2 protein-coding genes are annotated in these 13,971 nt (G+C 68.7%); both read left to right on the forward strand.

The features are described 5' to 3' along the window. Positions 1-903 precede the first annotated feature (903 nt). On the forward strand, positions 904-10,089 hold the full coding sequence (locus tag BLU84_RS26795; protein WP_170849225.1) for a DUF7507 domain-containing protein: 9,186 nt from the start codon (positions 904-906) through the stop codon (positions 10,087-10,089). A 10-nt stretch (positions 10,090-10,099) separates the two neighbouring features. Beyond that, positions 10,100-13,915, forward strand: a complete 3,816-nt coding sequence (locus BLU84_RS22045; protein WP_211664593.1) for an OmpA family protein — start codon at positions 10,100-10,102, stop codon at positions 13,913-13,915. Positions 13,916-13,971 lie beyond the last annotated feature (56 nt).

A 13,971-nucleotide genomic window follows, 5' to 3' on the forward strand; every position in this document is an offset into this window, starting at 1 on the left:
AAGGTCGCACCGCGATTTCACGCGCCTTCTGCGCGAAGGCCGCTAATTTCGACCTGAAAAACCACTTTTAGTTCGTTCTTTCGACTTGCTTAGCGTGTGGTCCAGGCGATTCGGCATGGCCGCGGGGCCAAGGGCAAAAACTGTCGGACTGCGTCAGTTTTTGGTCCAAAAAGGCTCAATTTGTGCTTCCTCCATCTCACATGCGATGTGATTTACGTTGAAATAACAATGTGACGGATGGCACAATATTTGTAGTCCTGTCCTGTATGGCAGTACGAATCACGTATTGGCGGTAGGGGTTCCACTCAAGGTGAGCAAAAGGCGTGACCTCAGGGCACGCGCCGGATGCGAGCGGAGAGGGGAAGCAAGGGGGGCACGTATGACGTGTCAGAGGTCAAACATCGGTATCCGGGTGGATATCGCTGGTCCTGCCGTCCAGTGGACGGCTTCCTTCCGAGCGTCGCGCAGTGGCCCGTACGGGGCGCGCGTCGAGCGGTTCCTGCTGTAACGAAATCGACAGGCCGAGCGGTACCGGCCGGGGCGTCGACGCATGCGTCGAGGTGCCGGCAGGCAACGCACGACCGACTTCGACGCACGCGCGGCCTGCCGCCGCGGCGCCGGGGGCAGGACCGCCAAGGCTCGAGCGTTCGCGTTCGCTGCGGCAACCGCATTCGTCGTAAGGCACGACCCGCACCACCAAGGCAAACCCGCAGTAAGCACGTCGACCAGCCGGAAGACGCACGCAGACTCCCGCCGCGAGGCGGGGTCGGCGCGTCACGGCGCTTACCGATCTCCTGTTTGGGCTACCGCATGAAAATCGCCAACCTCTTCGTTCCGTCCAGCCAGCCGCCGCGTACGCGCGATCCCGATGCTGGCCCGCGCAAGACTCGCACCGGAATGAGGATGTGGTTCGCCGCGGCGTTGGCGCTGGCGGCGCTGCCGGCCTTCGCCCAGAACTTCCCGGCGACGCTGAGCAACACCGCGAGCATTTCGCCGCCGGCGAATGTGACCAACGTCGACACCGCGTGCACCAGCAACGGCGGCGTGTTCAGCGGCGGCGTGTGCTCCTCGACCGATACCAACACCCTGGCGGCGGTGTCGGACCTGGCGGTGACCAAGACGGTGTCGAACGCGACCCCGACCGTGGGCACCAACGTCACCTTCACCGTGACCGTGACCAACAACGGCCCGTCGGCCGCGGTCAGCACCGTCGTCAACGACGCGCTGCCGGCCGGCTACACCTTCGTCTCGGCCACGCCGAGCGTGGGCACCTACAACGCCGGCACCGGCGCCTGGGCGGTCGGCACCCTGGCCACCGGCGCCAACGCCACGCTGCAGATCGTGGCCACGGTGCGTCCGGCCGGCCCCTACGCCAACACCGCGACCGCCAGCTCGTCTTCCACCGATTCCAACCCGGCCAACAACAGCGCGACCAGCACCCCGGTGCCGGTGGCCTCGGCCGACCTGGCGGTGACCAAGACGGTGTCGAACGCGACGCCGACCGTGGGCAGCAACGTCACCTTCACCGTGACGGTGAACAACAACGGCCCGTCGGCGGCCGCGGGCGTCAACGTCAACGACCAGTTGCCGGCCGGCTACACCTTCGTTTCGGCGACGCCGAGCGTGGGCACCTATAACGCCGGCACCGGCGTGTGGGCGGTCGGCGCGCTGGCCTCGGGCGCCAACGCGACCTTGCAGATCGTCGCCACCGTGCGCGCCACCGGCCCGTACGCCAACACCGCGACCGCGACCTCGACCACCAGCGACCCGACCCCGGGCAACAACACCGCGACCAGCACGCCGACCCCGGTGGCCTCGGCCGACCTCGCCGTGGTCAAGACCGCGTCGAGCGCGACGCCGGCGATCGGCACCAATGTCACCTTTACCATCACGCTGACCAACAACGGCCCGTCCGCGGCGGCTGGCGTGAACGTCAACGACCAACTGCCGGCCGGCTACCTGTTCGTCTCGGCCACGCCGAGCGTGGGCACCTACAACGCCGGCACCGGCGTGTGGGCCGTGGGCGCGCTGGCCAACGGCGGCAGCGAGACCCTGCAGATCGTCGCGACCGTGCTGCCGACCGGCCCGTACGCGAACACCGCGACGGCGACCTCGACCACCGGCGACCCGACCCCGGGCAACAACACCTCGACCAGCACGCCGACGCCGGTGGCTTCGGCCGATCTGGCCGTCACCAAGACCGCCTCGAACGCGACGCCGACCGTCGGCACCAATGTCACCTTCACCGTGACGGTGAACAACAACGGTCCGTCGGCCGCCGCAGGCGTCAACGTCACCGACCAGCTGCCGGCCGGTTACACCTTCGTCTCGGCCACGCCGAGCGTGGGCACCTACAACGCCGGCACCGGCGTGTGGGCGGTTGGCGCGCTGGCCTCGGGCGCCAACGCGACCTTGCAGATCGTCGCGACCGTGCGTCCGACCGGCCCCTACGCGAACACCGCGACGGCGACCTCGACCACGACCGACCCGACCCCGGGCAACAACACCGCGACCAATACCCCGGTGCCGGTGGCCTCGGCCGATCTGGCTGTGGTCAAGACGGCGTCGAGCGCGACGCCGGTGGTCGGCACCAACGTCACCTTCACCATCACCCTGACCAACAACGGTCCGTCGGCGGCCGCGGGCGTCAACGTCAACGACCAGCTGCCGGCCGGCTACACCTTCGTTTCGGCGACCCCGAGCGTGGGCACCTACAACGCCGGCACCGGCGTGTGGGCGGTCGGCGCGCTGGCGGCCAGCGCCAACGCGACCTTGCAGATCGTCGCCACCGTGCTGCCGACCGGCCCGTACGCGAACACCGCAACGGCGACCTCGACCACGAGCGATCCGACCCCGGGCAACAACACCTCGACGACCACGCCGACGCCGGTGGCTTCGGCTGATCTCGCGGTTACCAAGACCGCGTCGAGCGCAACCCCGACGGTGGGCACGAACGTCACCTTCACCGTGACCGTGACCAACAACGGTCCGTCCGCGGCGGCCGGCGTGAACGTCAACGACCAACTGCCGACTGGCTACACCTTCGTCTCGGCCAACCCGAGCACGGGCACCTATAACGCCGGCACCGGTGTGTGGGCGGTCGGCAACCTGACCAACGGCGCCAGCGCGACGCTGACGATCACCGCGACCGTGCTGGCGACGGGCAACTACGCCAACACCGCCACGGCCACGTCGAGCACCAGCGACCCGACCCCGGGCAACAACACCGCGACCAACACCCCGACGCCGGTGGCTTCGGCCGATCTGGCCGTGGTCAAGACCGCGTCGAGCGCGACGCCGGTGGTGGGCACCAATGTCACCTTCACCATCACCCTGACCAACAACGGCCCGTCCGCGGCGGCCGGCGTGAACGTCAACGACCAGTTGCCGGCGGGTTACACCTTCGTCTCGGCGACGCCGAGCGTGGGCACCTACAACGCCGGCACCGGCGTGTGGGCGGTGGGCGCGCTGGCCAACGGCGGCAGCGAAACCCTGCAGATCGTCGCGACCGTGCTGCCGACCGGCCCGTACGCGAACACCGCGACGGCGACCTCGACCACCAGCGACCCGACTCCGGGCAACAACACCTCGACCAGCACGCCGACGCCGGTGGCTTCGGCCGACCTGGCGGTGACCAAGACCGCGTCGAACGCGACCCCGACCGTGGGCACCAACGTCACCTTCACCGTGACCGTGACCAACAACGGTCCGTCTGGTGCGGCGGGCGTCAACGTCAACGATCAGCTGCCGAGCGGCTACACCTTCGTCTCGGCGAACCCGAGCACCGGCACCTACACCGCCGGCACCGGCGTGTGGGCGATCGGCACCCTGGCCAACGGCGCCAGCGCCACGCTGCAGATCGTCGCCACCGTGCGCGCGACCGGCAGCTACGCCAACACCGCGACCGCGACCTCGACCACCAGCGATCCGACCCCGGGCAACAACACCGCGACCAACACCCCGACGCCGGTGGCTTCGGCCGATCTGGCCGTGGTCAAGACCGCGTCGAGCGCGACGCCGACGGTGGGCACCAACGTCACCTTCACCATCACGCTGACCAACAACGGCCCGTCCGCGGCGGCCGGCGTGAACGTCAACGACCAACTGCCGGCCGGCTACACCTTCGTCTCGGCGACGCCGAGCGTGGGCACCTATAACGCCGGCACCGGTGTCTGGGCGGTGGGCGCGCTGGCCAACGGCGGCAGCGAGACCCTGCAGATCGTCGCGACCGTGCTGCCGACCGGCCCGTACGCGAACACCGCGACGGCGACCTCGACCACGAGCGACCCGACCCCGGGCAACAACACCTCGACCAGCACGCCGACGCCGGTGGCTTCGGCCGACCTCGCGGTGACCAAGACCGCGTCGAACGCGACCCCGACCGTGGGCACCAACGTCACCTTCACCGTGACCGTGACCAACAACGGTCCGTCTGGTGCGGCGGGCGTCAACGTCAACGATCAGCTGCCGAGCGGCTACACCTTCGTCTCGGCGAACCCGAGCACCGGCACCTACACCGCCGGCACCGGCGTGTGGGCGATCGGCACCCTGGCCAACGGCGCCAGCGCCACGCTGCAGATCGTCGCCACCGTGCGCGCGACCGGCAGCTACGCCAACACCGCCACGGCGACCTCGACCACGAGCGATCCGACCCCGGGCAACAACACCGCGACCAACACCCCGACGCCGGTGGCTTCGGCGGATCTGGCCGTGGTCAAGACCGCGTCGAGCGCGACGCCGACGGTCGGCACCAACGTCACCTTCACCATCACGCTGACCAACAACGGCCCGTCCGCCGCTGCGGGCGTGAACGTCAACGACCAGTTGCCGGCCGGCTACACCTTCGTCTCGGCGACGCCGAGCGTGGGCACCTACAACGCCGGCACCGGCGTGTGGGCGGTGGGCGCGCTGGCCAACGGCGGCAGCGAAACCCTGCAGATCGTCGCGACCGTGCTGCCGACCGGCCCGTACGCGAACACTGCGACGGCGACCTCGACCACGAGCGATCCGACCCCGGGCAACAACACCTCGACCAGCACGCCGACGCCGGTGGCTTCGGCCGACCTCGCGGTGACCAAGACCGCTTCGACCGCGACGCCGACCGTGGGCACCAACGTCACCTTCACCGTGACCGTGACCAACAACGGTCCGTCTGGTGCGGCGGGCGTCAACGTCAACGATCAGCTGCCGAGCGGCTACACCTTCGTCTCGGCGAATCCGAGCACCGGCACCTACACCGCCGGCACCGGCGTGTGGGCGATCGGCACTCTGACCAACGGCGCCAGCGCCACGCTGCAAATCGTCGCCACCGTGCGCGCGACGGGCAGCTACGCCAACACCGCGACCGCGACCTCGACCACCAGCGACCCGACCCCGGGCAACAACACCGCGACCAGCACGCCGTCGCCGACCGCCTCGGCCGATCTGGCCGTGGTCAAGACCGCCTCGAGCGCGACCCCGACGGTGGGCACCAACGTCACCTTCACCATCGCGTTGAGCAACAACGGCCCGTCCGATGCGGCCGCGGTGGTGGTCAACGATCCGCTGCCCAGCGGCTACACCTTCGTCTCGGCGAACCCGAGCGTGGGCACCTACGACAACGGCACCGGCGCCTGGACCGTCGGCGCGCTGGCCAACGGCGCCAACGCCACGCTCGACATCGTCGCCACCGTGCGCGCGACCGGCAGCTACGCCAACACCGCCACCGCGACCTCGACCACGGGCGATCCGGACAGCGCCAACAACAGCTCGACCAATACGCCGACGCCGGTGGCTTCGGCCGACCTGGCCGTGGTCAAGACCGCGTCCAACCCGACCCCGGTGGTCGGCACCAACGTGACCTTCACCATCGCGGTCAGCAACAACGGCCCGTCCGACGCCGCCGCGGTGGTGGTCAACGATCCGTTGCCGAGCGGCTACGCCTTCGTCTCGGCCACGCCGAGCGTGGGCGCCTACAACAACGGCACCGGCGCCTGGACCGTCGGCACCCTGGCCAACGGCGCCAGCGCCACGCTCGACATCACCGCGACCGTGCTGGCGACGGGCAACTACGCCAACACCGCCACGGCGACCTCGACCACGGGCGACCCGACTCCGGGCAACAACACCGCGACCAACACCCCGACCCCGGTGGCTTCGGCCGACCTGGCCGTGGTCAAGACCGCGTCCAACCCGAACCCGACGGTCGGCACCAACGTCACCTTCACCATCGTGGTCAGCAACAACGGCCCGTCCGCAGCCGACGCGGTGGTGGTCAACGACGCGCTGCCCAGCGGCTACACCTTCGTCTCGGCCAACCCCAGCACCGGTACCTACAACGGCACCGCCTGGACTGTGGGCACCCTGGCCAACGGCGCCAGCGCCACGCTGACCGTCACCGCGACGGTTCTGGCGACGGGCAACTACGCCAACACCGCGACCGCGACCTCGACCACGGGCGACCCGACCCCGGGCAACAACAGCTCCACCAGCACGCCGTCGCCGGTGGCCTCGGCCGACCTGGCGGTCACCAAGACCGTCGACAACGCCGCGCCGCCGGTCGGCAGCAACGTGACCTTCACCATCGAAGTCAGCAACGCCGGCCCGTCCGCGGCCGACGCGGTGGTGGTCAACGATCCGCTGCCCAACGGCTACGCGCTGGTGTCGTCGACGCCGAGCGTGGGCACCTACAACGGCACCGCCTGGAACGTGGGCAACCTGGCCGCGGGCGCCAACGCGACCCTGACCGTGGTGGCGCGCGTGCTGGAGACCGGCAGCTACGCCAACACCGCCACCGCGACCTCGCCGACCTCCGACCCGAACAGCGGCAACAACACCGCCACTTCGACGCCGGTGCCGACGCGCAACCCGCAGATGACCCTGGCCAAGGCCCAGACCAGCTACGCCGACAACGATTCCAGCGGCACCATCACCATCGGCGACGTGCTGACCTACACCTTGACCGCCACCAACACCGGCAACGTCACCTTGCACAACGTGGTCATCACCGACAGCAAGACCACGCCGTCGAGCTGGAACTGCCCGGACATGGCGCCGACCGGCCCGAGCGCGGTGTGCACCGTCACCGGCACCTACACCGTGGTCCAGGCCGACGCCGCCAGCGGCAACATCGTCAACAACGCCGGCGTGACCTCGGCCGAGATCACCACGCCGGTGACCGCGACCACCAACACCCCGGTGCAGCGCCGTCCGATCGTGGCCAACAACGACGCCGGCACCGTCGCCAACGGCGCCGCCGGCGGCACCGCGGTGGCCAACGTGCTGAGCAACGACACCCTCAACGGCCAGCCGGCGACCACCGCCACGGTGACCATCAGCCAGGTCTCCACCTCCGATCCGAAGGTGACCCTGGATCCGGCCACCGGCGCGGTGCATGTCGCCCCGGGCACGCCGAAGGGCAGCTACACGGTCGAGTACCGGATCTGCGAAATCGCCGACCCGGCCAACTGCACCACCGCGACCGTCGCGGTGACCGTCGACGCTGCGCCGATCGACGCGGTCGACGACATCGTCGCCAGGCCGGTCAACGGCGCCACCGGCGGCACCAACGTGGTCAACGTGCTCGGCAACGACACCCTGGGCGGCAGCGCGGTCAATCCGGCCGACGTCACCGTCAAGCCGAACAGCAACGGCCCGCTGACGGTCAAGGCCGACGGCAATGTCGATGTCGCGCCGAACACCCCGGCCGGCACCTACACCGTCACCTACCAGCTGTGCGAAGTGCTGAACCCGGCCAACTGCGACACCGCGACGGTCACCATCACCGTGTCGGCGCCGGCGATCACCGCCACCGACGACCCGGCCGGCGGCACCGGCGTCACCCCGCAGAACACGCCGGTGACCACCAACGTGATCGCCAACGACACGCTCAACGGCGCGCCGATCGATCCGAACCTGGTGACCATCACCGTCAGCACCGGCCCGGCCAACGGCACCACCGTGGTCAACAGCGACGGCACCATCACCTACACGCCGCGCAACAACTTCAGCGGCGACGACGTCTACACCTACACGATCTGCGAGAAGCTCAACCCGACCAACTGCGCCACCGCGCAGGTGCACGTGACCGTGCAGCCGAACAAGGTCACCGCCAACCCCGACACCGCCCAGACCAACCAGCAGACCCCGGTGACCATCAACGTGATCGGCAACGACACGGTGACCGGCGCGCCGCTGGATCCGGCCTCGGTGAGCGTGGTCGGCCAGCCGGCCAACGGCACGGTGACCTGCACGGCGGGTTCGTGCACCTACACGCCCAAGCAGTTCTTCGCCGGCACCGACAGCTTCACCTACCGCGTCTGCGACACCTCCTCGCCGACGCCGGTGTGCGCCAACGCCACGGTGACCATCACCGTGATCGCCAACGCGCCGGTGCTGCGCCTGGTCAAGACCTCGGCGGTGCGCGAGGTCAAGATCGGCGACCTGGTCCGCTACAGCGTGCTGATCGAGAACGTCGGCGACTCGCCGGCGGTGAACGCCACCCTGGTCGATATCCCGCCGGCCGGCTTCACCTTCGTCGACAACTCGCTGACCGTGGACGACGACAACAAGAACGGCGTGGTCATCAGCGCCAACCCGCTGCGCATCGGCGGCATCGACGTGGCGATCGGCGGCAAGGCCACCGTGAGCTACTTCCTGCGCGTCGGCGCCGGCGTGGGCAAGGGCACGCACAAGAACCAGGTCACCGGTTACGACGACAAGGGCACCAAGATCTCCAACGACGCCACCGCCGAAGTGACCATGGCCGGCGACCCGCTGCTGGAAGACAGCCTGCTGGTCGGCAGCGTGTTCGACGACCGCGACGGCGACGGCTGGCAGGATCCGGCCAAGGCCACCGGCGTGCGCGTGCAGGGCGGCTTCGCGCCGAACGCCTACGTCGCCGGTTCCACCACCGTCGACCGCGGCGAAGGCCCGGTCGCCGAGCCCGACGCGAGCGCGCCGATGCTGCACGGCATCGCCCTGGGCCGCATCGACGGCCGTGGTTCGGCGGCGATGCCGACGCGCGAAGTGGTGGTGCGCCAGACGCTGAGCGAACTGGCCTTCACCGACGACTTCGTGCTGACCACCGACGAAGGCACCACCGTGCGCATGGGCGCCGACGGCCGCAGCACGGTCGAACGCACCCGAGGCGACGCTGCCAAGGGTTTGACCGCGCAAGACCTGCAGGTCACCCGTCAGGTCAGCCAGGGCGCGGCCGGTTACGTCGTCTCCTACACGATCCGCAACAACGGCATCGAGGAGCGCGGCATTCCGGGCGTGCGCATCGCATCGGTGGAAGGTCTGATCATGGAAACCGACGCGTACGGCCGTTACCACCTGGAAGGCATCGAGGGCGGCAACGCCGCGCGCGGCCGCAACTTCATCCTCAAGGTCGATCCGGCCACGCTGCCGCCGGGCTCGGTGTTCACCACCGAAAACCCGCGCGTGCGCCGCATCACCCAGGGCATCCCGACCCGCTTCGACTTCGGCGTCAAACTGCCGCCGGGCGAAGTGTCCGGGACCAAGTCGGAGACCGACGTGGAACTGGGCGAGGTGATGTTCGACGCCGGCAGCGCCAAGGTGAAGGAGAGCTACGCGCCGATGTTCGGCCAGATCGCCGCCCGCCTGCGCGATGCCGGCGGCGGCAGCGTCACCGTCGCCGCGCAGGCCGATGAGGAGGCCCTGGCCTTCGCCCGCGCCCGCGCAGTGCAGGCCGAGCTGCTCAAGCAGATCGAGGGCGACCCGGCGCTGGCGAGCAAGGTCAAGGTGGACGTGGTCGCCGGCACCGACGCGACCCTGGTCAGCCTGGACCCGGCGATCCGCCTGGGCGAGGTGCTGTTCGACACCGACCAGGCCACGATCAAGCCGCAGTACCGCGCGCTCATCAGCGAAATCGCCAAGACGCTCAACCAGCAGGGCAGCGGTGCGATCGGCATCGTCGGCCGCGCCGACAAGCGCGGCGCGAGCGCCTACAACGTCCAGCTGGGACTGCGTCGCGCCAAGGCCGTGTTCGAAGCGATCGCGGCCGAACTCAAGCCCGAGGTAAGGCAGAAAGTGCGAGTGGATATCACCGACGACACCCAGGCGCCGGTCGGCGTGGGCAACCGCTGAGGACATGGCCATGAAGATCAAGATGAAGCTTCTGGACATGACCCTGATCGGCCTGCTGTCCGGCGGCGTGTTCGCCGCCGGCGCCGCCGCCCCGGCTTACGCGCAAAAAACCGGCCAGCCCAGCCTGCCGCAGTCCAAAGGCGACGGCGGCCGCGGCACCGCACCGGTCGACCTGCGCTCGCTCGACAAGCCGGCGCCGGCGCGCGAAGCGCTGGTGCCCGAGGTGCCGACGCAGTGCGTCGGCGACGAGTGCCGCAGCGACGAAGGCCTGCTGTTCCGCGTGCGCACGCGCGGCGAGGACAAGCCGGTGGCGCAAGGCGACGACGCAGCCGCGTTGCAGGCCAACCGCCGCGTCGACGTGGTGCGCGAGAACGTCGCGCCGGGCTCGGCCAAGATCGCCGGCAAGTTCCAGATCGACCTGCCCAACGGCGGCGTGATCTGGGCCACCGAAGATCCCACCCTCGGCCCGCCGGTGCTCAACGTGCAGACCGGCTCGACCGCGCCGTTCGAGAACGGCCGCATCACCAAGCCGGTGCGCTTCCACGGCTACACCAACTACGCCTCGTTCATCGACAAGCTGCAGGTCACCGTGTACCGCGGCAGCGACACCGACCTGGTAACGCCGCTGGCGACCATCGACCTGCCGGTGGAGAGCGTCTCCGAACAGGAATGGGACGGCACCCTGCCGGCCGGGCTGAACCTGCTCGCCGGCGACGAGCTGATCTACATCGCGCGCGCTTACGGCAAGAGCGGCGCGACGACCACCACGTTCGACGAGATCCAGCCGCAGCGCATCCAGCTGCTCAAGCCCGAAGAGTACGAGCGCGGCATCCAGATCCAGCGCGAGCAGGTGCAAAAGACCCTGGGCCAGCCGATCGACGAGCGCAACGCCCAGGACCTGGCCGTCACCAGCTCGATCTACGGCACCAACGCGATCCGGTTGCAGAACATCCCGGTGTACGGCTCGCGCGTGCGCATCTACGGCCGCGACATCCCGCGCGACAGCCAGATCACCATCAACGATCAGAGCTTCCCGATCGACCTGGAGCGCAAGTTCGCCGCCGAGTTCCTGGAACCGATCGGCCCGCACAACTACGCGGTCAAGATCAAGAGCCAGGGCGGGGCGACGCTTACGAGGAGCCTCGACGTCAACGTCACCGGCAAGTACAGCTTCCTGGTCGCGCTGGCCGACGTCACCCTGTCCAAGAACAGCGTCAGCGGCAACATCGAGCCGCTCGCCGCCGGCGACCGCGGCCGCTACGACGACAGCTTCATCAGCGAAGGCCGCCTGGCGTTCTATTTGAAGGGCAAGGTGCAGGGCAAGTACCTGATCACCGCCCAGGCCGACACGCGCGAGAACGAGATCAAGCGCCTGTTCAACGGCTTCTTCGACGCCGACGCGCAGGACATCTTCCGCCGCCTCGATCCGAACCTGTACTACCCGGTCTACGGCGACGACTCCAACACCTACCGCGACGTCGACACGCAAGGCAAGCTGTACCTGCGCGTGGACTGGGACCAGAACCAGGCGGTGTGGGGCAACTTCAACACCGGCATCACCGGCACCGAATACGCCCAGTACAACCGCTCGCTGTACGGCGCGGCGCTGGCCTGGCGCAGCCGCAACACCACCGTGCTCGGCGATCCGCGCAGCGAGCTGCGGGTGTTCGGTTCCGAAGCGCAGAGCGCGCTGGGCCACACCGAATTCCTCGGCACCGGCAACAGCCTGTACATGCTGCGCCACACCGACCTGCTGCCGGGTTCGGAAAAGGTGACCGTCGAAATCCGCGACGTCAGCACCGGCCGGGTCGAGTCGCGCGTCGACCTCGCCCGCGGCGCCGATTACGAAATCAACAACATGCAGGGCCGCATCCTGCTGACCCGTCCGCTGTCGCAGATCACCCGCGAGAACGTGCGCACGCTGACCCGCGACACCCCGCTGGACGGTTACACCCAGCGCTTGCTGGTGGATTACGAATACGTCCCGGCCGGTTTCCAGACCGACGACGTCAGCGCCGGCTTCCGCGGCAAGCAGTGGCTCGGCGATCACTTCGCCGTCGGCGGCACCTACGTCGACGAGAACCGCAGCGGCGACGACTACACCCTCAAGGGCGTGGACCTGACCCTGCAGGCCGGCCGCGGCACCTACCTGAAGCTGGAGAAGACCCGCACCGAGTCGACCTCGGCGCCGCTGTGGTACTCCACCAACGGCGGTATCGACTTCACCCGCATCAACCCGATCGACGGCCCGCGCAAGGGCGACGCCGACAAGATCGAAGCGCGCGCCAACTTCAAGGAACTGGGCTGGACCCAGCTCGACTGGAGCGCCGGCGCGTGGTGGCGCGACATCGATCCGGGCTTCTCGATCTCGCGTTACGACCAAGGCCAGGCGGTGCGCGAATACGGCGCCGAGTTCCTGGGCTACTTCACCGAGACCTTCAGCCTGTTCGGCCGCCACACCCGGCGCGAGAGCGGCGACCAGGCGCTCGAGCAGAGCCAGCTGACGATGGACTGGCGCATCACCAACGACGACCAGCTCGGCGCCGAACTGCGCCGCATCCGCGAAGAGCGCGGCGTGGGCTCGACCACGCCGGACCTGGACGCGATGCTGTTCGCGATGCGCTACACCCACCGCATCGGCTCCAGCCTGGAGCTGTACGTCGCCGGCCAGTACACCGTCGACGACGACGGCGGCAAGTACAAGCGCAACGACCTGGGCACCATCGGCGCGCGTTACCTGTTCGGCGACCGCTCCAGCATCAACGCCGAATACAGCAACGGCAGCCGCGGCGACGCCGGCAAGGTCGACGCCGAATACCGCCTGACCCCGGACCACACGATCTACGGCGGCTACACCTTCAGCACCGACCGCACCGAGCGCGACCCGCTGTTCGACAACGTGCTGCAGACCGGCTGGACCATCGGCCAACGCTGGCGCCTCAACAACCAGACCAACCTCTACAACGAAAGCCAGTTCCTCAAGGACCCGCGCGACGCCAGCCAAGGCATCGCCCACACCTTCGGCATGGATTTCTATCCCGGCGAAGGCTGGAACCTGGGCTTCAGCGTGATGGACGGCGACCTCGACGCGGCCAGCGGCCACATCGACCGCCGCGCCTACAGCCTCAGCGGCGGCCGCACCGACCAACGCACCGACTGGTCGAGCAAGCTCGAATACCGCAAGGACAGCGGTGCCGAACGCCGCGAAGCCTGGACCACCGCGAACCGGCTGTTCTACAAGATCAACGACGACTGGCGCATCGCCGCACGCTTCCTGTACTCCGACATCAAGGACCAGATCGACGCCTCGCGCGGCGCCAAGACCGTGGAAGGCAACCTCGGCTTCGCCTACCGCCCGCATGACAGCTCGCGCTGGGCCGCGTTCGGCAAGTACATCTATTTGTACGACCTGGCCACCATCGGCCAGGAAGGCGGCAACCAATACGACCAGCGCTCGCAAGTGCTGTCGTTCGAAGGCATCTACCGCCTAGACGACAAGTGGGAACTGGCCGCCAAAGCCGCCAGCCGCTGGGGCGACTACCGCATGGGCCGCGGCGAAGGCCTGTGGCTGGACAGCCGCGCCGACTTGCTGGCCGGGCAGGTGCGCTATCACCTGATCGCCAAGTGGGACGCGATGGCGGAGTACCGCTGGTTGTCGGTGAAGGACGGCGGCGATCGGCGCGGTTGGCTGGTCGGGGTGGATCGGCAGTTGAGTCAGAACTTCAAGGTGGGGATTGGGTATAACTTCACCGACTTTAGCGATGATTTGACGGATCTGGAGTACGACAATAAGGGGTGGTTCCTCAACTTGGCCGGTTACTACTGACGGCAGGGTAGGGCGGCACCATCGCCGAAACAAAAAGGGCGTCCGCGAGGGCGCCC

The organism is Lysobacter enzymogenes, from assembly GCF_900106525.1.
In the GTDB taxonomy this organism is placed as follows: Bacteria; Pseudomonadota; Gammaproteobacteria; order Xanthomonadales; family Xanthomonadaceae; genus Lysobacter; species Lysobacter enzymogenes.

Excerpts from the sequence above, each read along its gene's own strand:
- BLU84_RS26795 (WP_170849225.1), top strand. The coding sequence starts at position 904 with ATGTGGTTCGCCGCGGCGTTGGCGCTGGCGGCGCTGCCGGCCTTCGCC.
- BLU84_RS22045 (WP_211664593.1), top strand. The coding sequence starts at position 10,100 with ATGAAGATCAAGATGAAGCTTCTGGACATGACCCTGATCGGCCTGCTG.